Annotated in this window: 11 protein-coding genes; 7 read left to right on the forward strand and 4 right to left on the reverse strand. The window is 67.0% G+C overall.

The window, feature by feature from the left end; genetic code table 11:
* Window positions 1-2: 2 nt before the first annotated feature.
* On the reverse strand, window positions 3-17,273 hold the full coding sequence (locus GY769_18475; protein ID MCP4203907.1) for a hypothetical protein: 17,271 nt from the start codon (window positions 17,271-17,273) through the stop codon (window positions 3-5).
* A gap of 395 nt (window positions 17,274-17,668) precedes the next feature.
* Between GY769_18475 and GY769_18480 the strand changes: the two genes are divergently transcribed.
* From GY769_18480 to GY769_18505, 6 genes are all read left to right on the forward strand, one after another.
* Window positions 17,669-18,700 (forward strand): hypothetical protein, encoded by a 1,032-nt coding sequence (locus tag GY769_18480; protein MCP4203908.1) that lies wholly within the window; start codon window positions 17,669-17,671, stop codon window positions 18,698-18,700.
* 8 nt (window positions 18,701-18,708) lie between these two features.
* A complete protein-coding gene (locus tag GY769_18485) occupies window positions 18,709-19,467 on the forward strand; it encodes a hypothetical protein (GenBank protein ID MCP4203909.1) in 759 nt (252 codons plus the stop codon).
* Window positions 19,468-19,484: 17 nt separating this feature from the next.
* Window positions 19,485-19,940, forward strand: a complete 456-nt coding sequence (locus GY769_18490) for a toll/interleukin-1 receptor domain-containing protein (protein ID MCP4203910.1) — start codon at window positions 19,485-19,487, stop codon at window positions 19,938-19,940.
* A gap of 19 nt (window positions 19,941-19,959) precedes the next feature.
* Window positions 19,960-21,333, forward strand: a complete 1,374-nt coding sequence (locus GY769_18495; protein MCP4203911.1) for a tetratricopeptide repeat protein — start codon at window positions 19,960-19,962, stop codon at window positions 21,331-21,333.
* A 203-nt stretch (window positions 21,334-21,536) separates the two neighbouring features.
* Window positions 21,537-22,580, forward strand: coding sequence for a pentapeptide repeat-containing protein (locus tag GY769_18500; GenBank protein MCP4203912.1), 1,044 nt, complete (start codon window positions 21,537-21,539; stop codon window positions 22,578-22,580).
* A 167-nt stretch (window positions 22,581-22,747) separates the two neighbouring features.
* The gene (locus GY769_18505; protein MCP4203913.1) at window positions 22,748-23,956 is read left to right on the forward strand and encodes a peptidoglycan-binding protein; all 1,209 of its coding nucleotides are present in this window, start codon (window positions 22,748-22,750) and stop codon (window positions 23,954-23,956) included.
* A 97-nt stretch (window positions 23,957-24,053) separates the two neighbouring features.
* Here GY769_18505 and GY769_18510 read toward each other — a convergent pair whose 3' ends face one another.
* The 3 genes from GY769_18510 to GY769_18520 all read right to left on the reverse strand — a co-directional run bounded on the left by GY769_18510 (window position 24,054) and on the right by GY769_18520 (window position 25,789).
* Window positions 24,054-24,554, reverse strand: a complete 501-nt coding sequence (locus GY769_18510) for an RES domain-containing protein (GenBank protein ID MCP4203914.1) — start codon at window positions 24,552-24,554, stop codon at window positions 24,054-24,056.
* Entirely contained in the window at window positions 24,554-25,012 is a 459-nt protein-coding gene (locus tag GY769_18515; protein ID MCP4203915.1) for a DUF2384 domain-containing protein, read from the reverse strand. The genes GY769_18510 and GY769_18515 overlap by 1 nt, the downstream gene beginning before the upstream one ends.
* 135 nt (window positions 25,013-25,147) lie before the next feature.
* A complete protein-coding gene (locus GY769_18520) occupies window positions 25,148-25,789 on the reverse strand; it encodes a hypothetical protein (protein MCP4203916.1) in 642 nt (213 codons plus the stop codon).
* Between the two features lie 195 nt (window positions 25,790-25,984).
* On the opposite strand from GY769_18520, the gene GY769_18525 reads away from it, so the two are divergent.
* Window positions 25,985-26,266, forward strand: coding sequence for a hypothetical protein (locus tag GY769_18525; protein ID MCP4203917.1), 282 nt, complete (start codon window positions 25,985-25,987; stop codon window positions 26,264-26,266).
* The last annotated feature ends 2 nt before the right edge of the window (window positions 26,267-26,268 follow it).

A 26,268-nucleotide genomic window follows, 5' to 3' on the forward strand; every position in this document is an offset into this window, starting at 1 on the left:
CCTTATCCGAAGCCGGAGAAGTCGTCGTCCGGATCGAGAGGATCTGTGCCGAACAGGACCTCGTCGCCGTCCCAGAGCCCGCCGTCGTCGGTGTCGGGGTCGTTGGGATCGGTCAGGTGAACGTTGACCTCGGCGGCGTCGTCGAGCTCGTCGGAGTCCGAATCCTGCTGCCGCGGGTTGGAGAAGTGAACCGTGACCTCGTCGCCGTCGCTCAAGGTGTCGGAGTCGGTGTCGGAGTCGGAGGGATCGGTGAAGGCGGCGTCCTCCTCGGCGTTGGTGAGGCCGTCGCCGTCGCCGTCGAGGACGCCGTCGCCGGCGTTCAGCGGATCGAGACCGAAAGCGACCTCGAAGCCGTCGCGGGCGCCGTCGCCGTCGCTGTCCGGGTTGGTGGGATCGGTGCCGAGGACCAGCTCCTCGGCATCTTGCGCGAAGTCGCCGTCGGTGTCCGCGCGCCGCGGGTCGGTGCCGTGGACGTCCACCTCGTCGCCGTCGGTGAGACCGTCGCCGTCGCTGTCGGAGCTTGTGGGATCGGTGCCGGCGGCCTCCTCTTCGACGTTGGTCAGGCCGTCGCCGTCGAGGTCCAGCGCGCCGTCGCCCGCGTCCAGCGGGTCGAGCCCGAAGCGGTGCTCGAAGCCGTCCCCGGCGCCGTCCCCGTCGCTGTCGGGGTTGGCGGGATCGGTGCCCAAAAGGGCCTCCAGCCCGTCCGACAGACCGTCGCCGTCGAGATCGGGGTTGATCACCCGCAGCACGACCTCCAGCTGGCCTCCACCGTCGTCCGCCCAGGCCACGAAGGTGCTGTGGTCGCGCACCGCGACCGCCGGCGCCGCCGCCAGGAACGGACCGCTTGCGGTGCGCCCGGACGTCAGCGGCTGCCGCGGCAGGACCTCGGTGCCCGCATCGTCCAGCGCGACGAAGAAGGCGTCGCCGCGCTCCCCGAACTGCAGGTCCTCGAGCCAGGCTACGTGCAACACCCCCGCCGGGCTTACCGCCGCGGCGGGAAGACCCGAGGCCAGCCCGTCGACCGGGGTAATCACGGCGGCCGGGGCGATGGTGATCACGTCGGCCGCGGCGGGGCTGCCGTCGCGGTCGTCCTGTGCCGGATCGAGCCGCAGGCGGAAGACCGCCGCTTCGCCCTCGCCCTCGCCGCTGAACGGCCTCTCGTCGTAGACGATCGTCACCACGTCGAACGGGTCGACCCCGATCGACGGGGAGCTACGGGTCAGCGCGTCGCCCTGGATCGGGATCGGCGTCACCCGGGTGGAATCGATCAACGGCTGTCCGGTGTCGCCGTCCAGCATGCCGTAGTGGATCACCTGGTACTCGACGAAGTCGAATTGGTCGAGGTCTAGCTGGGAGATCGCTGCCTCGAAGGCCACGTGCAGATCGTCCTGCGAGTCAACCGCCACCACCGGCAGTACGGCGGCCTCGGTGACGCCGACGTCGAAGGCCACCTGGGCGGGCACAACCACGCTGCCGCCGACGTCGAGCTGCGCGTAGTGGACGGAGAAGAACCCGTCGTCCTTCCACACCACGTGGACGCGGTCTTGCCCGTCCACCGCCAGGTGCGGATGGCGGCCGCTCTCGAAATCGTCATCCGAGACGCGCAGGTCGTCGACCACGGTGATCGCCACGTCGGTGGACGGTGAGCCGTCCTGGTCGTCGAGCGCCGGCGAGAGCTTGCTGTAGAAGATCTCCCCGGCCTCCCACACGACGTGGACGTCACCCGCACTGTCGACCGCGACCGCCGGCCCGACCGCCTCGGTCAGGCCGAAGGTCAGCTGCGTGGCCGCCATCAGCACGGAGCCGGCGGAGTCGAGCATCGCGTAGTAGATCTGGTTGTCGCCGTCGCGGTCGTCCACCCAGGCGACGTGGGCGTTGCCCAGGGAATCGGAAGCCACCGTCGGCTGGAACGAGATGCCGGTGCCGTCGGTCAGCGGGATCGGGAAGACATCGTCGGCCGGATCGGTGGGATCCGTCTGGTCGAAGTTGACCTCCTCGCCGTCGCTGCGGCCGCCGTCGTCGGTGTCCGGGTCCAGCGGGTCGCTGAGCCAGACGTTGACCTCGTCGCCGTCGACGACGCCGTCGTCGTCGCTATCGGGATCGTTCGGATCGGTGGTGTGGACGTTGACCTCGTCGCCGTCGTCGAGGCCGTCGCCGTCGGTGTCGGGATTCTGCGGATCGGTGAGATGGAGGCTGAGCTCGTCGCGGTCCAGCAGCCCGTCGCCGTCCGAGTCGACGGTGCCGTCGGCCGGGTCGTTGGGGTCGAGGCCGAATTGGACCTCGTAGTCGTCGGGCAGGCCGTCGCCGTCGGTGTCCGGGTCCAGCGGATTGGTGCCGTGGACGTTGACCTCGTCACCGTCGGTCAGCCCGTCGTCGTCGCTGTCGGGATCGTTCGGATCGGTGCCCTCGGTCACCTCGTCGCCGTCGATCAGCCCGTCGTCGTCGCTGTCGGGATCGCTGGGATCGGTGCCCAGCGCGTCCTCCTCGGCACTCGTGAGCCCATCCGCGTCCGGGTCCTGGCCGCCGTCGGCCGGGTCCAGCGGGTCGAGGCCGAACCGTACTTCGAAGCCGTCGCCGGCGCCGTCGCCGTCGGTGTCGGCGTTCTTGGGATCGGTGCCGAGACCGATCTCCTGGCGGTTGCTGAGCCCGTCGCCGTCGGTGTCGGGGTTGACGATCCGCAGCACCGCTTCGAGGGAGCCGCCGCCGTCGTCCGCCCAGGTCACGTAGGCGGTCTCGCCGCCGACGGTCAGGCCCGGCAGCGTGTAATCCCCGGAGGTCGTTGCGGTGAGGCCGTCCGAGATCTCGACCGGGGCGATGAGCTCCGTGCCCGCCTCGGCCAGCGCTTGGAGGACGATGCGGCCGCGCCCGCCGGTGATGGTGGTGAGCTCCTCGTACCGCGCAAGGTGCAGGTTGTCCGCGGCGTCAAGGGTGGCGGCCGCCTGGCCCGAGCCGACGCCGTCGTCGGCCGACAGGAATTGCGGCGAGCCGACCACGATCACGCCGCGATCCGCGGGGCTGCCGTCCTGGTCGTCCAGGGCGGGATCGAGCCGGAGCTTGCTCACCTCGAACGCGCCGCTCGCCTGGCGGGTGTGGTAGACGAGCGTCACCGTATCGTCGAGACCCACCGCGATCGACGGGAACTCGTCCTCCCAGGAGAAGGTCTCCGTGACCCGGGTCGTCCCGATGAGGGCCTCGCCGGTGTCGCCGGAGAGCATCCCGTAGTGGAGCCGGCGGCCGAACTGGCCGAAGTCCCGGAAGGCCACGTGCACGTTGCCCTGGCTGTCGACGGCGATCGCCGGCACCGTCCGCGAGGAGAAGCGCGGGAGCTCGTACGAGGGCGCGAGGTCGAGGCTGCCGTCGGCGGCGAGTCGCACGTACCCCACCGCGCTCCAGCCGTTGTCTTCCCAGACCACGTGGACGCGGCCCTGCCCGTCGATCGCCAGCCGCGGGCTGCCGCTGAGCGAGAAATCGTCCTCCGACAGCAGCTGGTCGTCCACCAGTGCCAGGGTGGCGTCGTCGCCGGCGGTGCCATCCTGCGGGTGCAGGCCCGGGTCGAGCACGGTGTGGAAAACCTCGGTGTCGAAGAGCCGGTCGTCCTGCCACACCACGTGCACCCGGCCCTGGGTGTCCACGGCGATCGCCGGCCGCGAGGACTCGGCGAGGTCCGCGGTGAGCCGCGTGTCGTCGATCAGCGTCGCCCCGTTGCGCCACAGCATCGTGTAGTAGATCTCGCGGTTGCCGTCGCGGTCGTCCATCCACACGACGTGGACGTTGCCCTGGAGGTCCACCGCCGGGGCCGGCTGGTCGGAGATCCCCGCGCCATCGACAAACGCGATCGGCAGCAGGTCGTCGGTTCCGTCCAGCGGGTCGGTGAAGTCGATCAGCAACTCCTCGCTGTCGCTGCGGCCGCCGCCATCGGTGTCGGCGAGCAGCGGATCGGTGCCGTAGACGTTGACCTCGTCGCCGTCGCCCAGCCCGTCGTCATCGCTGTCGGAGTCGAGCGGGTCGGTCAGGTGGATGTTGACCTCGTCGCCGTCGTTCAGCCCGTCGTCGTCGCTGTCGGGGTCGAACGGGTCGGTTCCGGCGTCCTGCTCCTCGACGTTGGTGAGGCCGTCGCCGTCGCTGTCGTTGGCGCCGCCGTCCGAGGGATCCAGCGGGTCGAAGCCGTTGTTGACCTCGTAACCGTCCAGGAGACCGTCGCCATCGGTGTCGGGGTTGTCGGGGTCGGTCCCGGCGAGAGCCTCGTCCGCGTCCGACAGCCCGTCCAGGTCGGCGTCCGGATAGGCGAAGAAGTTGACGATCTCCGCCGGCTCGTTGGGCAACAGGGCGAACAGCGCGTCGCCGGTCAGCGCCTCGATCGCCTGTGCCCGGGCGATAGCCGTGGCGCGGTCGTTCTCCTGCACGGCGAAGTGCTGGATGATGACGCGCTCGCCGGCCGGCACCACCATCTCCCAGCGCACGTCGAGACGGCCACCGCCGGGGCTGGTGGTCACGATCTCGACCGGGTCCAGCCTCGAGTTGAAGCCGGCGAAGATGCTGGCCACCGCCGCCAAGCCGCCGTTGTCGGTGCCGTCGTCGGTGACCAGGAAGCGGTCCTCGGCGTCGAGCACGAGGTCGCCGGACGAGGTCGCTACGATCTCGGTCGCCGCCCCCGATCCCGCCTCGTTCCTGACCAGGAGCGCGACCGTCTGGTCGGTCGCCGTCCGGTTGTCCAGGATTTCCAGGTAGCGGATGAAAGTCTCGGTCTCCGAGACGTGGACCTTGCGGGTGAGCTCCACGCCGTCGGCGGCGACCGGGCCGATGACGTTGGGCCGGTCGTTGGGACCTACCACTCTCGGGCTGGAGGGCAGGAGGTCGTTGTTGAAGAACAGCTGGGCACCGAAGGCGAACGCGTTGCCGGTGGTCAGGTCGAAGGTGCCGTTGCGGCCGATCGCCCACTGGTAACCGCCGCCGTCGAAGACCAGGACGCGGAGGCTCGTGTCGACCACGAAGTCGTCCGACGGGTCGGCGGGGTCGGTGCCGTCGACCACCACCTCGACGCCGTCGTGACGGCCCGCCGAGTCGGTGTCGAACAAGCGCGGGTCGCTGCCGTGGACGAGCACCTCGTCGCCGTCGCTCAGCCGGTCCGCGTCGGTGTCGGCGTCGTTGGGGTCGGAGCCCGCCGCCTGCTCCGCGAGGTTGTCGAGGCCGTCGCCGTCGGGATCGCCGGTCTCCTCGCCGCCCGCCAGCGGATCGAAGCCGTGCTCGGCCTCGAAGCCGTCGGTGAGGCCGTCGCCGTCGCTGTCCGGGTTGGCCGGGTCGGTGCCCAGCGTCGCCTCGTCGTCGTCCGACAGCCCGTCGGCGTCGGCGTCGGGAAAGGCCCTGAAGTTGACGATGGCGTCGATCTCGTCGGCCGACAGCCCGTCGAGCGCGCTGCCGCCCAGGATCAGCAGGTCCTCGGCGTCGAGGATAAGGTCGGCGCGGTTCGTGCCCTGGATCGCGAAGTGCATCAACGCCGTGCGGCTGCCGCCCGGGACCACGATCTGGTAGAAGACGTCGACGTCGTTGTCGGCGGGCGCAGTCGTCGTCGCCAGGGTGGCGGCGACCTCGCCGCCGGGACCGGAGGAGATGAGCGCCACGGCCGGCGCGCCGCTGCCCTCGGCATCGTCGGTGACGATGTAGCGGTCGTTGGCGTCGAAGATCAGGTCGCCGCTCGAGGTGGTGACGATTTGGGTCAGCGCCCCGGTTCCCACGTCGGTCTCGATCCGCACCAGCGCCTGGATGTCCTCGCTCGTGGGGTTGTCGAAGAGCTCGAGATAACGGGCGAAGGAGTCGTCGGCGGGGACGAAGACCTTGCGGCTCACCGTGAGGCCGGTGATCTCGTCCTCGGGGATCCGCACCTCGCGCCCGAAGTCCTCAGCCACGCTGTCGGGGCTGCCGTCGAAGCTGTCGCTGTTGACGTAGAGCCGCATGCCCGACTGGAAGGCGTTGTCGGTGCCGTCTCCGATCGTGCCGGTGCCGAAGACGTCCCAGCGAAAGCCGGAGGCGTCGAAGAGGATGTACGGGAAGTCGGCGAAGATCAGGTCGTCGGTGCCGTCGAGCGGGTCGCGCCCGGCGCTGGCCTCGTCGCCGTCGCCCTCGCCGCCGCCGTCGGTGTCGAAGGCCAGGGGGTTCGTCAGGTAGACGTTGACCTCTTCGCCGTCGAGCAGCCCGTCGCCGTCGGTGTCCTGAACCAGCGGCCGGGTGCCGTGGGTGAGGACTTCCTCGCCGTCGTCCAGCCCGTCGCCGTCGGTGTCCGGGTTGAGCGGGTCGGTCTCCGCAGCCTGCTCGTCCACGTTGTTGAGGCCGTCGCCGTCGAGGTCGTCGAGCCCGTCGAACGGATCCAGCGGGTCGAGTCCGTAGAACGCCTCCCAGCCGTCTCGCAGGCCGTCGCCGTCGGTATCGGGGTTCTGCGGGTCGGTGCCGAGGGCCGTCTCGTCCGCATCCGAGAGGCCGTCGCCATCCGCGTCGGCCTCGGCGAAGAAGTTGCTGATGAGCTCCCGCTCCTCGACGGACAGGCCCTCGAGGGTGCTGCCCTGGAGGGCCAGGACGTCCTCGGCGCGGGCGATGGCCTCCGCGCGGCTGCCGGCCTGTACGCCGAAGTGCATGAAGATCTTCTTCCCGCCCGGCGGCAGCACGATGCGGTAGGTGAACTGCACGTCGTCGTCGCCGGGCGCATTGGTGAAGACGGACTTGGGGCGCTGCAGCCCCGGCCGGTTGGCGCCGCGGAAGACGTGGACGACGGCGGGGTCGAAAGTGCCGTCGGCATCGTCGGTGACGATCCAGCGGTCGAGGACGTCGAAGACGAGATCGCCGTCGGATGTGGCCACGAGGTCGGTCGCTGCGTTTGATCCCAGATTGGTTTGCACCAGGACGTCGGCGCTGCGGCTGAACAAGGTCGAGGGATTCTCGAAGATCTCGAGATAGCGGACGAAGCCGTCGTCCTCTGGCACGAACACCTTGCGGGTGACCAGGAGGCCGCTGCGCGAGAACGGCCCGATCGCCAGCTCGCGCTCCCCCTGCTCGGGCGCCGCGGTGTTGATCCCGAACAGTGACGAGCCGTTGACCCGCACCTCGTAGCCGCCATCGAAGGCGTCGCTCGTGCCGTTGCCGATCTCGCCGTTGGCCTGGATGTCCCACGAAAAGCCGGTGCCGTCCACCAGGGTGACGGGCAGCACGACCACGTCGTCGGCGGGATCGTTGGGGTCGGTGCCGTCGGCGATCTCCTGGTCGTCTGTGCGGCCGCCGCCGTCGGTGTCGACAAGGGTCGGGTCGGTGTTGTGGACGTTGACCTCGTCGCCGTCGCTCAAGGTGTCGCCGTCGGTGTCGGTGTCCAGCGGGTTGCTGCCGTGGACGTTGACCTCCGGGCCGTCGTCCAGGCCGTCGCCGTCGGTATCGGGATCGAGCGGATCGGTGCGGGCGTTCGCCTCGCCGAGGTTGTCGAGCCCGTCGGCGTCCAGGTCGCCCGCCGCGTCCGCCGGGTCGATCGGATCGAGCCCGTTGCGGACCTCGAAGCCGTCCTCCATGCCGTCCCCGTCCGAGTCGGGGTTCGTCGGGTCGGTGCCGGCGGCCGCCTCGTCGTCGTCGGCAAGGCCGTCGCTGTCCATGTCCGGGAAGGGGAAGAAGTTGACGACGTCGGCACGCTCGGCCTCGCTCATTCCCACGAAGGCGTCGAGCTCGAGCGCCGCCACCTGGGTCGTGCGGTCGATCGCGAAGGACGAGAGGAAGTCCTGCACGCCGAAATGCATCACGATCGCGCGGCCGCCGGCGGGGACGTTTACTCGGTAGCGGAAGACCGTGCGCCCGCTCGTGAACGACGCCTCGAGCGGCCGGATCGGGGCACCCGGACCCCACACCGCCAGACCCACCGCCGGCTTCGGCCCGATGCCGTCGTCGAGCACCACATAGCGATCCGTGGGGGTGAGGAACGGATCGCCGGACGAGGTGGTCGTGATCGCCCTTCCGGAGCCGAAGCTGGTTGTCACGTCGACCAGCGCCCGGATGACCCCGGCGGTCGGGTTCTCGAGGATCTCCAGATAGCGGATGAAGCCGTGGTCCGTCGGCACGTAGGCCTTGCGGGTGACCTCGAGGCCGTTGGCGCGCGTCCACGTGCCCAGCACCAGCTCGCGCACCCCCTCTTCGGTCATCGCGGTGTCGAAGTCATCGAAATTGTCGGCGAAGGTGAACTCCTCGGTGAAGCCGACCTGGAGGTCGAAGCCGCCGAACACGGCGCCGTTGCTGCCCTGGGACACCCGCCCGTCCGTCTGCACGTCCCAGCGGAAGCCCTCGCCGTCGAACAGATCGAACGGCAGCGAGACCACGTCGTCGGCGGGATCCAGCGGATCGGTGCCCGCGGCGATCTCCTCGCCGTCGGGGCGGCCGCCGCCGTCGGTGTCGGCGAGCAGTGGATCGGTGCCGTAGACGTTGACCTCGGCGCCGTCGGTGAGGTCGTCGAAGTCGGAGTCCGGCCGTGTCGGGTCGGTCAGGTGGACAGTGACCTCGGCGCCATCCTGGAGCCCGTCGCCGTCGCTGTCGGGATTGGCCGGGTCTGTGCCGTTGGCATCCTCCTGGGCATTGCTCAGGCCGTCGGCGTCGGGGTCGAGCGGGCCGTCCGCCGGGTCCAGCGGGTCGAGCCCATTGGCGACCTCGAAGCCGTCGCGGGCGCCGTCGCCGTCGGTGTCGGGGTTGTCCGGGTCGGTGCCGGCCGTCGCTTCGTCCGCGTCGCTCAGGCCGTCGGCGTCGGCGTCGGGGAAGGCGAAGAAGTTGACGATGTCGGCCTGCTCGTCGGGCGCCAGACCGTCGAGAGCCGAGCCGTGCAGCGCCTGCAGCTGGCCGGCGCGCAGCGCCGCTCCCGCCCGCGTCGCGCTCTGCACGCCGAAGTGCATGAAGATCACACGCCCGCCGGCGGGAACGTTGAGCGTTGAATCGACGGAGAACTCGTCGCCGCCCGGGATGTCGGTGAACACCGCGGACGGTCGCTCGCGCGCAAAGGGACCGGCGAAGACGTGGGTGACGGCCGGGTTGCCGGCCGCGTCGACGTCGTCCACCGTCACGGAGCGGTCGTTGACGTCGAGCAGTGTGTCGCCGTTCGAGGAGGCGACGATCTGCGTGTCCCCCGCGCGCAGGTCGGTGCGTAGCGTGACCGTGGCCTCGACGTCCACCGCACCGAGATTCTCCACGATGTCCAGATAGCGCACGAATCCGTCGTCGACGGGAACGAAGACCTTGCGGGTGAGCTCGAGCCCGCCGACCGACCCGGGACCGATGCGCAGCTCGCGGTCGAGGTCCTCGACGAAGGCCTCGGAGAAGGCCGGGCCGTTGCCGTTGTTGATTCGGATGTCGTAGCCGTCGTCGAAGACCTGGCCGTCGTCGATCTGGCCGTCGCGGTTGATCCGCCAGTCGAAGCCGTCGCCATCCGTCAGGATCGTCGGCAGCGGCACCGTCTGACGGTCGTCGGAGGGGTCGAGCGGGTCGGTGCCGTCGGAGATCTCGCCGCCGTCGGTGCGGCCGCCGCCGTCGGTGTCGGGATTGAGCGGGTCGGTGAGATGGAGGTTGACCTCGGGCCCGTCGTTCAGCGCGTCGTTGTCGGTGTCCCGATCGTTGGGGTCGGTGCCCGCCGCCTGCTCGCCGAGGTTGTCGAGGCCGTCGAAGTCCCCGTCTTCGTCCTCTTCGCCCGGCACCAGCGGGTTGAAGCCGTTGAACACCTCGAAGCGGTCGTTGAGGCCGTCGCCATCGGTGTCCGGGTTCAGGGGATCGGTGCCGGCGGACAGGACCTCGGCGCCGTCGCTGAGGCCGTCGTCGTCGGTGTCCGGATCGAAGGGATCGGTGCCCAGCGCCGCCTCCTCGGCGTCGGAGAGCCCGTCCTCGTCCGAATCGGCGACCACGTTGGCGCGGATCGGCGGCGTCTCGCTGATGTTGCCGGAGCGATCGGTCGCCCGCACTACGACGTCCACGAAGGCGGCGTTCGGCGGGTCGGGGAGCAGGAAGCCGCGCTCGTAGGGTGCGTTCGTCGCGCCCAGCGGCAGGATCGTGAACTCGGACGTCACGCCGCCGGTGACGAAGATGCGAATCTCCTCGGCGCCGCTGGCGTCGCTCACCGTGCCGGAGACGGTGAACACGTCGCCCGGGAGCAGGCCCGTCGTCGGGTCCACCGCCGCCGTGACCACCGGCGGTGGATCGGGGTCGACCTGGCGCGTGGCCTCGTCAGGCGGTCCGATGTTGCCGGAGGTGTCGGTGCCGGCAGCGGCCAGCACCACCGAGCCGGTGGCCGCGTCGGACGCCGAGGGAATGTAGGTCAGCGCATAGGGCGGATCGGCGTCGGTGCCCAGGACGGTGTCGTCGCTGAGGAAGGTAACCGCCGCCAGGTCGGGGCTGGCCACCCCCATGGCGGAAAGCACGTAGAGCGAGCCCTCCATCAGGGGGCCGGCCGGCACCGTGATCGCCACGTCCGGCGGCACGTCGTCGAGGCTGTTGAAGACGGCCACGAAGGGCACCATGACGTTGCCCGCCCGGTCCTCGACCCCGCTGACGCTGAGCCGGTAGCCGTTGAGCGGCTGCAGCAGCACCTGCGGATTGATCAGCACCTCCCGCTCGTTGGGCTGCAGCAGGAAGGTGGTCGTCAGCCCGGTGCCGGCGCTGAGGTCCTCGAGCTGGATCGCCGGCCCGGAGAGCGACTCCAGCAGCACCGGCTCCGAGAACACGAGCCGCAGCTGCACGTCCAGCGGCACCTGCACCTCGCCGTCGTCGGGGAAGGCCTCGATGATCTGGGGCGGCAAGAAGTCGGCGGTGGTGAAAGTGACCTGGATGATCCCCTGGAGGTCGCGGCCGGCGAGGTCGGTGATCTCGCTCCCCACCCGCACCCGGTAGCCGGTGAAGCTCGCCAGCGGCTGGACGGGAACGAGCGTGAGGGTCGAGTCACCGTCGCTCCACGCGTAGGTCACCGCGACCGGCGTCCCGTCCGTGAGCTTCAGGGTGACCGCGCCCTGGCCCTCGCGCAGGACGGTCTCGCTGAAGCGGATGACTATCTGGGTGGCCGCTCCGGCGCCGATCGCCCCCTCGCCGGGCTCGATCGACACCACCTCCGGATCCTCGTTGTCGAGCACCCGGTCGCCGAAGTCCACGACCTCTGAAGCGCTCGTAATCTGGCCCTCCAGTCTCAACGCTCCCGGTCCGAGGTTCTCCTGGAAGTCGAGCACGAACTGATCGATGGGTATGGCCGGGAACTCGAAGAACCCGTCCGCCCCGGTCAGGGTGGTGAAGCTCTCGCCGTCGTCGGTCTGCAGGACCGCCAGGGCCTCCGCCGCGGGAGTCACGCCGTCGGCCAGGAACACCCGCCCGCGCACCGTTCCCGCAGCCTCGAGGACAATGCTGACCGGCACCGTCTCGCCGTCCACCTGGAGCACGGCGCCGGCGGAGCCGCGCAGCCCGGTGCCGGGGATGCTGGCGTAAACCGACAGCTCGCCCTCGCCGACGTTGAAGAAGGTGACCTGGTGGTCGCCCCCGGTCTGGCCCTCGAAGAAGCCGCCGTAGAAGCCGCGGACCCACATCGAGACGTCGGCGCCCGAGACCGGCGAGCCCCCCGAGTCGAATACGGAGACCTGTGCGGAGCCGATCGGCTCCATGCGGATGTTCACCGTCACCTCGTCGCCTTCGCTCTCGATCTGGCCCAGGGCGCGGCCGCGGTGGAGCCCACCCGGCTCCTCGGCATCGAGGACGAACTGGCGTCCCGCGATCACCCCGGCGAAGCTGTACGGGTTGTCCAGGGACGCGCCGATGAGGGAGCCGTCCTGGCGAAGGCGGACGTTGGTGGGGCTGAACGCACCGTCGGGCAGGCCGGCGGGGTTGAGCACCGTGCCCACGATGCCGCCGCTGTCCTCCAGGAGGAGATCGACCGTCACCCGATCGCCTTCGTTGAGGATCTCCCCCTGGCCGTCCGCCCGCCGCCGTCCATCAGGCTCTCGCGCGAACAGGAAGAAGGGGCCCTCCGGGATGCCGCCGAACTCGAAGAAGCCTTCCCCGTTGGTGCTGCTGTAGGTCGTGAACTGGAAGACCGACTGGGTGAGCAACCGCACCGAGGTGCCGGGGACCGGCAGCAGGGTACCGGGCTCGCGTAGGTGACCGTCCACCTCGCCTCGCGCCTCGAGCACGAGCTCGAAGTCGATCACCTCGCCGTTAGCGCTTAGCTGAATCTCCTGGCTGCGGCCCAGGCGACCGGTGCGCGGGTCGAGCGCCCGGACGAAGTAGTCGCCGAGGGGCAGCAGCTCGAAGCTGAAGCGGCCGTCGGCGTCCGTGGTCACCGCGTCGAACAGGCTCGGGGTATGGAAGATCTTGTAGAGGCGTACCTGGGCGGACGCGGCCGGCGAGCCGTCCACCGGACTGACGACCGTACCCGTGATCTCCCCCGTCTCTTGCAGCCGGATGACGACGCCGGTCACCGCCTGTCCCTCGCTCTCGATCTCGGTGCGCGTCGTGCCGCCCAGACCTCCCAGGGTCAGTGCCCGCGCGCGCAAGTTGCTCGCGCCCTCGAAGACGTTGGTGAACGAGAACCGTCCCTCGTCGTCGGTCTGCTGCGTCAGCCGCCGCTGCGGGTACTCCGTTTCGGTCAGGGTCACGTCGGCCAGCGCCACCGGTTGTCCGAAGCTGTCTTCCACCACGCCGCTGACCGACCCCTGCTTGGGGAGCACGATCTCGACCTCGAGCACCTGCCCGAATTGGGTGAAGCAGGCGAAGATCCGGGCGTTGCGGAAGGCCGCCCCGTCTTCGTAGAAGGCGTCGATCGGGAAGGGCGAGCTCGTCGGTGGCACCAGCGGGAACTCGAACAGCCCATCGGCGTCGGTGAAGATGAAGGCGCTCAGCCCCGGATGCCGCAGGTCCACCCGCGCGCCTTCGACCCGTGTCACTCCATCTTCAGCCAGCACCGTCCCCCGGATGATGCCGTTGGACTCGTAGACGAAATCGAGGGTGACGATCTCGCCGTTGGTAACTAGCTCGCCGCTGAAAGCCTTACTGCCGTGGAAGGCGTTGAACGCCGACACGCTGTAACCGCCGGCCAGGACGACGCCGGGAATCTCGAAGTTGCCGTCGTCGTCGGTCTCCAGGTCGTGGCTGGCCAGGTCCAGCGACACCAGACCAAACTGGGTCCTGGTCGTGCGGTAGCGGATGACCGACTTCACCGGGATGAGGTCGCCGGAGAGCTTGCGCACCTTGGTGGTGCCGCGGATCGTTCCCTTCTTGAACCGGATGGTGACGAAAGGGGTGTCCCCGCCGAAGCGGACCTCGGTCTCGCCCACCCCGCCGTCGACCCCGCGCGTCGCGTGGATCTCGTAGTCGTCGGGCGGCACGTCTGCGAGGGTGAACTGGCCCGCGGCGTCGGTGAACGCCTCGCCGGCCCAACTCGTGGGACCGGCCCGGATGTGCACCGTCGCGCCGGCGACCGGGATGCCGTCGTAGCCGAGCACCTCACCGGCGATCGTGCCCGTGCCCTCGATGGGAATGACGAGGTCGACGTCCACCAACGCGTCCTCGGTGAGGGTCACGCTACGGCTGACCTGGCGATCGCTTTGCGGGTCGTAGCCGACGATGGTCGCCCGCCCGGCGAAGACGTCGTCGAGTCGGTAGGTGCCGTCGGCCGCCGTCGTCGTGTTGAACGGCGTACCGTGGGCGAAGACGATGGCGCCGGCAATGGGCTCGAGGCCGAGGGCGGTCCGCCGCAGCACCCGCCCCTGGACGCTGCCCCGCGCGTCGCGCAAAAGGATGTCGACTTCGTTGACCTGGTCGGGGACGATCTCGAAGAAGATCTGGGCTCCCGAGCGCCTCGAGTCCGGGTCGAAGGACTCGATCTCCGCCAGCTCGGCCGGCACGGTACCGAAGTCGAAGCGCCCGTCGTCGTCGCTCCGGGTCACGGACAGCAGGAAGCCGCGGATGTAGAGCGCCACCCAGGCGTTGTCCACCGTCGTCACGCCGTCCGTCTCGAAGACCGTTCCCTTCAGTTCCGCGGTCGGGTCCTCCGGCGGGCGCCGGAAGATCTCGAGGTCCTTCTCCACCACCGACCCCGACGCCGGGATCGCCACCGTGGCCTGGACGAAGTTGCCCTCCTCGTCCCGCGCCGACAGGCTGATCGTGCCGACCGGCAGGTCGCCGATCTCATAGTTGCCGTTCTCGTCGACGATGCCGACCCGCCCCTCCTGGAACACCGGGTTGAGGCCGATCAGGCGCAATGACTCGGGATCCGGGATCGAGCCGTCCTCGTAGGTGATGCGTCCGCGGATGTTGCCGCGGCCGAGCATCACGATGTCGAGCCGCACGGTCTCGCCGATGAAGCGCACCCGGCCGGTGGCCTTGCCGGTCTTGGCGCTGAACGGATCGAAGCCCTTCATGGTGAAGGTGCTCGAGCACTTGGTCTGCCGCACGTAGTCGAAGAGGAACTCGCCGTTTTCGTCGGCTCGCAGCGCCGCCGTCTTGTGGGTCACGCATTTCAGGGTTTGGGTGTTGAGGTCGACCTGGAAGAGCTGCACCTCGGCAAAAGGCAACGGCTCTCCGTCGGGACCGATGACCTGTCCCTCGACCAGAGTGCCCGGATCCGTCACCGTCGTTACGACCGGCAGCACCTGCCCGACGACGACTTCGCCGCTCCGGCTCAGGACGCTGTCGACGGTCATGTCCTGTTCGATGTAGGGGCTGATCGGATTGTTGAATACCACCCGCACCACGCGCAGGCTGCGAAGCCCCTGGAAGAAGCCGCGCTCGCCCGGGATCAGGCCGCCGTTCGAGACCTTGTTGAGGATCTGGAACCGATTGGCGTCGGGCTGCGCCAGGGCCTGCATGTCCACGTCGCCGGTGAACAGCACCTCGATGACGTGGCCGCTGGGATCCACCTCGGCCTCCTGAACCGCGGCGATCGCCTCGAACGGCCGCGGCGTGAGGATCTCGACCAGCGGCGGGATCTGCTGGTCGACCGTACCGTCGCCGTCCTCGTCCAGCAGCAACAGAGGCGTCGGGTCGTCGGCACTGACTTCCACCACGCCCATGCCGCCGGGCGTGAGGTCGAGGTCGCGCCAGCGCAGCATGCGCACCTCGGGTCCCGGCAGCGTCAGCAGCACGTGCAGATCCGCCATGCCGGCGGTGGTGCGGTCGATCGTGACCCGGTAGCCGGCCTCCTCGGCTACCGCCATCATGGCCATCTCGGCGCTGGCCAGGTCGTAGAGCTCGGCAAAAGGCAGCTCGCGGGCGCCCGGCCGCTCCAAATCGCCGAAGGCCAGGCGCTTGCCCGACGTGCGGCTCGCGACCTCGACCCTCGCATCGGCGCCCGCCGCCATGGCCGCGCCCATTTTCGGAAGAAAGGCGGTGGTGCGAACGAACCGGTCCAGCGCGGCCTCCGCGCCCATCAGCGCGGCCTCCTCCGCCAACACCTGAGCCACGGTGGCGGCGAAGAAACTGCCCTTCTCCGTCGTCCGCCGCAGGGTGTCCCAGCTAAATGCCTCGTCGCGGGCGCCGTTCCACTCCGCCGCCAACACCGCGACGCTGTCGAAGAGGTCCTCGCCGAGGGTCACGTGACGGCCCGCCTGGGCCAGGTTGAACACCTTGGTGTCGACTTCGCCGCGGCTGACGCGCGGCAGGTCCGAGCTCAGCAGCGAGCTCGGGGCGGTGGCGATCGAGAAACCGAGCCCGACGAGGTTGAGCGCCTGGCGCACCATCTCGTCCGGCAGCACTTCGGTCGATGTGGGCAGCACGATCGACGCCGGCGACAGCGGGATGTCGTTCTCGCCGACCCCGACGAAGAGCTCGAAGGTCGGCGTGATGTTGGACGGGCTGCGGGCCGACGTGGCCACGACCCTTCCGGTCAGGAGCGAGCGCATGCGGAACTCCACGCTCTCGGACTCGCCCGGCAACAGGCTCTCGATCGTCTGCTGGAAGTCCTCGGGGTCGGCCAGCTCGGCGCCGATCAGCTTGCTCGCCGGGAGCTTGATCGTCACCAGGTTGGCGGGCGCGTTGGAGGTGTTGGCGACCGTCAGGCGCAGCGTGTACTCCTCGTCCTTGCGCACCACGTCCGGGTGAGAGATGGTGATGCCGAAGGTCGGATCGCGGACGACGACCGCGCCGCGCGCGCCGCCCGCCACTCGCTGCACCTCGTCGCCGGGCAGGCCGTCGAGGACGCCCTCGATGTCGATGTCGACGATATGGGTCCCCTCGCGCAGCCCTTCGACCAACCATTCGGCCTCGCCGGTCGCCTGCGCGATGAGGAAGGTGACGTCGTCGGAAGTGCCGAGGCGCCCGTCGGGACCCGGCACTCGCACCGGCACCGGAACGCCCAACGGGGTCGGCGGCTCGGTCTCGGCCTCGCGCAACGCCGGCGGGATCGAGATCTTGGCGGTGAGGTCGCGGACGACCAGGGGATCGCCCTCGGGGGCGCCGTTCTGGACCATCAGCACCACCGAGAAGAACTGGTTCAGCAGCCCGAGATCGGTGGGAAAGATGATCGCGCCCGGGATCGGCGGCGGCTCCGACACCCGGCAGCCGCCGAAGTCGTCGCGGCAGCCGCCACCGACCGGAGGCGACGACGGCTGGTTCACGCGGTCCAGGACGAATGGCTTGAGCTGCGGCGGCGAGAAGCGGTCGGGTTTGGCCGGGACCAGGATATCCACGAACTCGAACTCGCCTTCGCCGACCGGGGCGAAGACCACCGGTACGTTGTAGTCGACGATCTCTCCCTCGATGGCGAACCCGAAGGTGAAGTTGAACGCCTGGAAGTTGTCCTCGTCGATGACGATGCCGTAGTTGCGGATCTCGTCGAGGGTGAGCGCGCGCGAAGTCACCCTGGAGATCAGGATCTGGGTTACCAGTACGGCCGCGGATCGCGGCTCGGCGTAGGCGATCAGCTCCTCGCCCTGGACCAAGCGGATGTTGTCGAGGACGTACTCGCCCTTGAGCGACAGCCGCGGGATCCGGAACGGCTCGTTGGGGACCGTCTGCAGCGTCAGGACGCCGTTGATCTCCGGCCCCGTGAAATCGGCCAGGACCAGCAGATCGGCCGGCAGTGTGCCGAGCGCCGCGTCGAACCCCTCGAGCGTCGTCTCGACGATGGTGGGAGTGTCGAAGGGAACGGTCTGGCTCTCGGGCGAGACGGTCAGCCGGGAGCCAGCGATCAGTAGCTGCGCCGAGCCGAGCTCAGCGCCGGCTGCCGGCCGGATGGCAAGCGCCTGGGCGCAGAGCGCCAGCGCTATCGCCGGAAGCGCAAACCTGCCGAGACCCGATCTCAATCCACCTCCCCTCGTCGGCGATCACGCAACGCGTGACCTCTCAGAAAAGCTCAAACCAATTCAACCGAGCCGAGGATAGACCATCGGCCGGGGGTTTGTCGACGAAATGTGGAATCGTGAATATGTCGGTGCCTCATGCCAGGGAAGACGCGAGGCAGAGTGAGTTTCTGGCGAAGCGAGCAGTCTGAACCAGAGCCGTGGGCCGGCGCCCACGGCTCGCGGCAAGGCTTCTGGCCCAGGGACCTGCTTTAGCATGCAGCGGGCCGCAGAACGGCCACGGTGACCGGTCGACTTCGTATGCGCGCTTGGCCGGCCGATCCGTGTCCCCAGCACCCTGGTGTTGCTAAACAAGATTTGTTAGTCTTCATATTATCGTTAATCTTCAGGGTAATGGTGTGACTGCTTCTGACAGAGGGCCGGAGCTCGAAGTCGAGAAGGTGGACTATGTCCTCGACCTTCTTCGCCAAGAGCAGAGCGAACTGAGGCAGACCCGCTGGCAGAGACTCCTCTACGGCCTGCAGGCGGTGTCGACCTTCGGATTCGTGCTGGCCCTCGTCGTTCTCCTGGGGGCGATGTGGCTGGGTGGCGGTACCGAAATCGGAGAGGAAATCGGAGCGTGGGCGGCCGTCGCGTTTGCGGGCTTCACGCTGGCGGCCTTATTGCTTCTGCTGGTCAACCTCCTGGTCATGCGCCGCTACCGTGATCGACTCCGGCTGCTCCGGCGTTTCGGGTTGAAGGGCGTGGTCGACTCTTCATGGAGAACGGCCCCAACCGGCATCGCCCTGGGGAGTGTATGGAGTTCGATCGGTTTCCTCCTGGGAGCCATCTGGATCCTCGTCGGGGCCGCAGCCGTCGTCGGAGGCCTGCTCATTCCGGGCACTGCCGAGGACAAGTTCGGGACCGTTTTCAAAGTCTTCCTCGGAACGGCTCCTGGAATGCTCCTCGTTGCCTTCTACATGCTTCGGCGGGCGCACAAGCGAAACGCCCGACTCACAGACCTGAATCTCTTCGGAAACCTGCTCAAGCAACGCAAAGCGGCGGCCCAGGAAGCGAGCCACGACGCGATCGAGTGGTCGCCGGGCTTGAGGCGACAGCTCGAGCAGATCGAGCGAGGAAGGATTCGACGACAGCGCTCGGAGGCGATCCAGGAGAGCTTTACGGCACGACCTTCCGATTCGTACGGCGTGATCCGTTCGTCTAAGAGCTTGCTGGCTGCGACGCAACTTCCCTCCGAGGCCGTCATCGACTCGGAGACGCTGATCCAGCAACTGGCCAAAGAACCGCGACCGGAAGACGCCGAGCAGGACGGTGAGCTCTGGAAGCTAGCTGATCTCGAAGCGGGGATCGAGGTTCATTACGAAATCAACGACGACGACCGATTCGTGAAAGTACGTGACGTCGTCGACACGACCCCCTCTGACGGCTGAGTTTCGACATGGGTGAACCAGTACTCCAGGACAGCGGTTACGAGACGGTCTTCGGCGGAACGACCCTGCAGGCCTACCAAAGGTTCTCGACGGAACTCAAAGTCGAAATTGTCAGCGTGATGGCCAGCCTGGCCCAGAACCCGATCCAACCACCGGCCACCAGCGGGCCGATCGACCCGGCCGGCGAGATGTACATCTACCAGCAGTCAGATCCCCATCTCCAGCTGACGTACCGAATCGACGGGCAAGCTAGTCAGCTCGTATTCGTCCACTTCGCCAGCTCCGTGATCCTCAAGGGCAAGAAGGGCGTAGTTGTCGCACGCTCGATCCAGGCGGAAGACAATGAGTGGTTCGACAAGGTCGACAAGTTCCTCACGCAGCCGCTCGAAAAGAAGGGTCGCAACGATGTTTGGGACGTGACCCACCGTGAGGATGGTGCGAACCTAGCCGCCGAGATTCAGGGGCGGATGGACGCGGCCGATATGGCTCTCCTCATGGTCAGCCAGTCCTATCTCAACGGCGACGGCGTACCGCCGGGGTTGGATTTGGACAGTCTGGTCCAGAAGAACATGGAAGAAGGTCTGGACATTCAGTGGATCCCGACCAGAGCGAGTACGTGGGAGGACCATCCCTTCCTCGAAAGTCACACGTCACTCCGGGAGATAAAGGAGCAGCCACACCCATACCTGGAGAACGTTCCCGAGAACCAACTCAACGCTGAGCTTCTGAAGATCTACAAGAAGCTCAAGAAACTGCTCGAGGACTAGCCTGAGAAGGACTGCCTATGGCCCACAAGAAGCTCTTTATCAGTTACAAGCACCTCGACGACGAATGGCGAGATGAGATCAAGAAGTGGCTGGCGCCGCTCGAGAAGAAGGGACTCATCGATGTCTGGGATGACACGGAGATCCCTCCCGGTTCAGACTGGAGGGAGGAGATCAAGAAGCACCTGGCCGAGGCAAAGTTGGCCGTGCTCCTGGTGACCCAGGATTTCCTGAACTCGGATTTCATCGCTCAAAACGAACTGCCGGTGTTGGTCAAGGCATCGAAGAAGCAGAAGGACCCTCTCAAAATCTTCTGGATCGCAGTCAGTCCCAGCACGTATGAGGACTCCAAGGAGATCGAGCCGCTCCAGGCCGCCAACGACCCGAGCAGGCCGCTAAGTTCCCTGCCGCCGGCTGAGCTGGACGTGGAGATGCTCGCTATCTACAAGAAAATCAAGGAGGTTCTCGAGGAATAGCGCGTTCGAGAAGCACAATATGAAACTCCCATTTTCAAGCAGCCCTGACGGTGCCGAGGCGCCCAACGTCCTCGCACATCGTCAGAGTGGCGCCAAAGCAGCGATTTGTTTCATCCACGGATTCGGCGGCGACATTCAGAGGACCTGGGGTCGCTTCCCGGACATCCTCCTGGATGAACCGAAGCTCCAGGCATGGGACCTACTCAGCATGGGCTACAGCACCGGGTTGTCGTTCGACATCACAGGAGTTTGGAAGGCGGCCGCTCCCCTCGACAAGCTGGCGGGGCTGTTGCGCACGGTTAGTTCAATGGGCGGCCTCGAGGAGTACGAGAGCATCGCGTTCGTCGCCCACAGCATGGGTGGATTGAGCGTGCAGCGGGCTTTGGTCGACGATCACGACCTCGCGGAACGCGTCGGGCATGTGGTCTTGTTTGGTACCCCGAGCGGTGGCCTGAGGAAGGCGTCGTTCTTCCGCCGGTGGATGAGACAAATCCGCGATATGTCGGTGGATAGTCCATTCATCACCGATCTCAGGAAACGCTGGCTGAACACTTTTGGCAACGACCCGCCGTTTCGCTTCCTCGCGGTAGCCGGCTCCGAGGACGAATTCGTTCCCGCCAACTCCGCACTCGAGGCGTTCCCCGAAAGCCAGCGCGCGATCGTATTCGGTGATCACTTGAGCATCGTCAAGCCGACCGACGCCGGAAGCCTCTGTGTTCAGGTGGTCGTCAATCACCTTGTGGACGACGCGGCCGCCGCCGGCCCTTGGAATTCCGCGCGGGTCGCCGTAGAGATGCGCGACTTCCGGAAGGCCGTCGATGAACTCGAAGGCCACAAAGACGAACTGGATGACAAGCACCTGGTGTACCTGGCACTCGCGTATGACGAGCTCGGCCGGAGAGACGACGCGATCGAGCTGCTGCAAAACGCGGGTAGCACCGACGCAATGGGAGTGCTCGCCGGTCGCCACAAGCGGCTATGGAAGGCGGGGGGTAGGAAGTCCGACGGAGACAAGGCGCTCGAGCTGTATCGGGAGGCCTACCGATTGTCGGTCGATCGCGACGTCTCTCAGGCCTTCTACCATGCCATCAACGTCGCATACATGGAGCTCGAGTACCGTCGTGACGAGTCAGCGGCGCAGAGCTACGCTTCATTGGCGCTCTACCACGCGACCTCTGCTCCACAGGACAAGTGGTCGTTGGCGACGCAGGGCGAAGCTCATCTGCTGCAGGGCGAGGACGAAGCGGCGTTAGTGCGGTATCGGCAGGCGCTCGCGCAAAGCCCCACCCCGCGCGAGATGTCTTCGATGCACACCCAAGCGACAAGGGTCGCCGAACTTCTCAACCGGAAAGACGTCGTGGAACGGCTCGATCGGCTCTTTCGACCGAGTTGACACGCGCTACGGCCCGACCCCGTTGCTACCCACCCTCGACGCAACCACCGTTCTGAAGCCGCGTGTCCACGAGGGGCCACCAGGCGATGCTGATTCCTAGCGCAAGCTCATGACTGCGTGAGAGTCGAACTGTTTGAATTTTGGAGAGTTGAAAGGTGCCCAGAGGCACTCGACTCAAAGATCCATTCGCAGGAGGTTAGTCCATGTCCAATGCCGAGCACTTGAAGCGACTCAGAGCCGGCCGCAAGGAATGGAACGCGTGGCGCGCGCGGTCTGGAGCTCGTACCGATTTGCGCGGTGCGCGGCTCGAGTACTCAAACCTCTATCGCTTCGACCTCTCGAACGCCGACATGCGCCGCGCCAAGCTACGCGGCACGCATCTACGCGAGGCCGATCTCGAAGGCGCGGATCTTCGCGATGCCTGGGCCGGTTTCGCTGTCTTGAGCCGAGCGAAACTCGCCGGGGCGCAGTTGACGCGGGCCGATCTCCGCTGCGCCAGTCTCAGGCGCGCCGACCTTACCGGCGCCAATCTCGACGAAACCGTACTTCGCTTCACCTCCATGGTCGAGGCTACGGTCGAGGGCGCGACCCTTCGCAAGGCCCAGGTCTACGGCATCAGCGCCTGGGGACTCAAGGGTGAACCAGCCGACCAGAGCGAGATGCTCATTCAAGCCGACTCCAAGTCGCTCATCACCACCGTCGACGACCTCGATACGGCTCAGTTGCTCTTTCTTCTTCGTGACAACCCCAAGATCGCAGACGTCATCGAAACGGCCAGCCAACGTGTGGTTCTGCTGTTGGGTCGATTCGCTCCTCGCCGCAAGCGGGTTCTTGACGGAATCAAGGATCACTTGCTGCGCCGCAATTTCGTCCCTGTCCTGTTCAACTTCGAAAAGCCAAAGGGTCGTGACCTGACCGAGACCGTCGCCAGCCTCGCGCACATGGCTTGCTTTGTCGTAGCGGACCTCTCCGGCGCCAAGAGCATCCCCCAAGAGCTGAGCTTCATCGTGCCCTATCTGCCCTCGGTACCGGTGATGCCGCTCCTGGTCGAATCCGACGATCGACCCTACGCCATGTTCGAGCACTTCCAGCGCTATCCCTGGGTCCACGGCATCCTGCGCTATCGTGATCTCAACCATCTGCTCGAGATCTTCGATACGAAGGTACTCAAACCCGCCTACCGAGAAGCGATGGCATCGCGCGGTGTGGCGAATGTGAGACTCCCCCGAACTCCGAAACAGCCTTGATCTGCCAAAGGAAGGCAAGGCGCCCTCCAGCTTGCCCGCAGACTTCGCGGCGGGCTGCGTCGACGCTGGCGGGCAGGGCCGCGCTCGTGCTAGCTTGAGACCAGAGAAAACATACTGGCCGGGAAAGTTCGGAGGCGCCCGAGCGGCGACAAATTGGAGGTGTCTCGATGGCGGTACTTAGAATCGGCTGCTGCGACAGCGGATCCATAGCCGACAGAAAGGGCTTCCTGAGCGGCTACCACATGTGGAACCTCACCAGCCGCGGTTTCCGTGGCGAGAGGGACGGCAAGTGGTACGGCTTTTCCGAGCAGGCGGGAACGCCGGTGCGCCGGCTGCAGGAGAAGCTCCGCGCCATGGGCTTCTACCCGTTCGGCGCGGTTGACGGCATCTTCGGCTACCGCACCCAGTCCTCGGTGCGGCTGTTTCAGGAGTTCGTGACCGTGGCCGGGGGGATCGACCTGGGCGGTGTCGATGGTATGTCGGGCCCCAAGACCCAGGCGATCATCGACTCCTGGGCCAAGGCGGGCAAGAAGGCACCCTGGGGCAAGCCCAGCCCAGAGTACACGCAGGCGATGGCCGGGCTGCGTCAGCTCAAGCAGCATTTCTCGGCCTCGCGGCTCCAAGGCATCTCGCTGCTCAACAAGGATGCCGCCGGCAGCGCCAGCCGCGCTGTAGCCGACTGGACCTTTGACAACAGCGACCTTCACCTAGTGGGCATCCGCCGCAACGAGAACAAGGTGTTCATCGCCGATGACGGCGGCCGTCCGCGGCGGATGAACGAGGACCTCTTCATCCTGCTGGCGAACGGAAAGCGGCTGGTCTTTCGCGGCTCGACGAACCCGAACCCCCGGGTGGCCGGACGGCCCGACCAGCCCTTCATCCTGCGCGGACAGCACGAGTTCTACTTCGCCTGGCACAAGTTGGCCTCACTCAGCAATCCGAGCAGCACCCGCGTTTACCGCGCCTTCAAGCCCTGCGGCAGTGGTCCCCTGATCGTGCGCGCCAAGGACAATCTGCTCAGCGAGAAAAGCTTCGAGTCGGTGAGCGCCAACAACTCGATCAACATCCACTGGAGCGGCGCCGGCACCGTCAACTGGTCGGCCGGTTGCCAAGTCGTGGCCGGGCAGAAGTACATCGACTACAGGAACGAGGTGGTGGATCTGACCGGCCGCGCGGCGCGCAGCTACGGCGATCTGAGCGGCAGCAAGACGCGCGGAGCCTACAACGTGCTGCTCGACGCCTTGACGGTCTTCGCCAAGGACGCCCGGACCTCTGGGGACAGGCTGCTTTACACCCTGCTCTATGAAAAGGACGTCCAGCGCACGAAGGCCGGCGAGCTGGTGGACTTCGACGAGACGATCAAGCGGTTGAGCTAGGCGTTAGCCTTTTCTCTGGGTCGGTGGCCGTCTTCAGAGGATCTCCTCTGTGCTTCGTTGTGGTGCCGCGTCCCCCTCTGGGGCGCTCGAAGTCGCTCTACTTCCACATGCGTGGATCGAAGTGAAACGGGCGAGGGCGCCCGATAAGGATCCTCGAAAGCTCCCCGTGTGCGGGGTTCAGAAGGTAGTTCCTCTCTTCCGGCACGACCGCCGAAGGCACCGAAAGCACGCCCGTCTCGCCTCGCTGAATCCACTCGGTTCCGAGGTCCTGCAGCGCTTCCGGGGCCGGACATGTCCGCCAGTTCCGGGGCAGGTCCCCCGCCTCGACGACCTCTTGCTCAATCCCTCCCGGAATCTCGACTCGCACCGACACGAGGCCGTCCGGAGCGAGATCCGTATCGAGATTGACGAAGTACTCAAGAGCGGCGAGCGAGAGACTCTCGGAGGCGTACACCACGCGAACTCCCGGGTGGTTCCAGCGGCCTCCATAGAGCCGCGCTCCCTCGCCAGCGAACGAGGCGTAGCCAGCCTTGGCGAGCCTCAAGATGATGAGCGGGGGTAATGATGGAGACGGGCCGGTCGCGGCTGCGACCGCCATCAGCTGACGATGCCGTGCTCGATTCGGCCCAGAACCTGCTCGACCTGGCGCGAGCCCAGGTCGGTGCGGACCAGACGTAGCGGGGGGTGGCCTCCAAGTGCCCGGTTCGAGCGATGGAGCCAGCTCGCTGCCCTCTCGGTGTCTCCGAACACCTCGGTTGCTCGGGCCGCGATCCGGGCCATCCGGTAGAGGCGATCCGACTCGTCGGGCTGCAGCCGTTGTTCGACTCTGCGGCGACTGAACGTGCGCGGTGACAGATCCAGCGCCTCACAGACCTCGCTTCGTTCCAAGTGGAATATCACCATGACCGACTCGAGAGCTGCGTAGGGTAGTCCGTCCAGAATGCGAGCGCGCAGTTCCGCGCTGGAACGCGGCCTTCTCTCGAGAACAGCCCGGCCACCTAGGATTCGCACGACATCGGGGGTCACGGTCGAGATCTTTGCTGCGGTATTCGCCATGTGGCCTAAATGATACCGCCACTTGTCCGACGGCGTCAACTACCAGGCATTCTTGAGAGGCCGCCCGACCCGCCGATGCTCTGAAAAGCGAGGCCGTGAGGGTGAAGGAGGCCGCCCCCCGCGAGGGAACCCGCTCTAAACCTCCAGTATCGGGAGCAATGCACTCGCTCGCTCCGCCAGGTCACTGGATTTCGAGAAAAAGCCTTTCTCTACGGTCCACCATTCCACATACCGAGCGAGTTGGCGTCTGGTCGATTCGACGGGAAAGAGACTGTCCAGGTCCTCCGGAGATTTCTGTCGGGACTTGACTCGATCGACGAACTCCTCGAGCGCGTGAGCGGCTTTTTCGTCAGCCTCTGAGCGACCCGCGAAGGGGGCGAGCAGCCACAGCTCGGCGAGTGATCCAAACGCCCAAAATTCCGCTTTCGACTCACAGTCGAACTCGGCCGCCTGGAGGGCGGCCTCCCACTGCCCCGGCCGCTTGATCCGCCCCTTGAGCACGGCCTCCAGCGACAGCTGCTGAACACCGTGCCAGTGTTGCGACATGTTGTGTCGATAGCCCTTGGCGTACCACTGGTGAGCTTTGCGTAGCGCTGCCATCATCTCTTTCCAGTACGGCTTTGAGCCCTTGTTCCGGCCCGAGCGCAGATACAGCAGCTCCGCCCGTCTCTTCTCAGCACTACCGAGCAGACCGAAGTTCTCCTCCAGAACCCCGGGCCGTAGCCTCGACCGCTCATCGTAGCCGGGTAGGGAGGACCCTCGCGGTAGGAATTCCATGCTCTTGCGCTGCGGAGTCGTGGGTCGTGGAGTGACCGGGACCGTGACGCCAACATTCACCCACCCCGCCGGGTGGGTGAATGGCTGACTCCTGCTGCTATACGAAGAGAGAGAGCGCCCGAGGCGGGCGCAGAAGAGAGGTGGGCGTGGCTGTTTCGGCGCCACTCTCAGCCTCTCCAGAGGCCGAAAGGTAGCTTGGCCAGGAAAGCTCCGCCGGGTTCAGGGTCTGCAGGGGATCGGCAAGAGCCGAGTGGGGAGGCTTCGGCCTGGCAGGGGTCTGCGGCTTGTCCGATTCTCGTCATCCTCGGGCTGCTGCTGCTCTTGCTCGTGCTCCTGACGGCGCTGGAGCACTTCGTCGCCTCGGCACGGCTGAGTTCCGATTTGGACGCTGGTCGGAGCGCGGAGCTGCCAGGTAACGGACTCGCAACCTTGGTCCAGCTGGCGACCCTTCTGATCGCGGTCGTGGGCGGCGCCTGAGC

The sequence above is a fragment of the bacterium genome (assembly GCA_024224155.1).
Lineage (GTDB): Bacteria > Acidobacteriota > Thermoanaerobaculia > Multivoradales > JAHEKO01 > CALZIK01.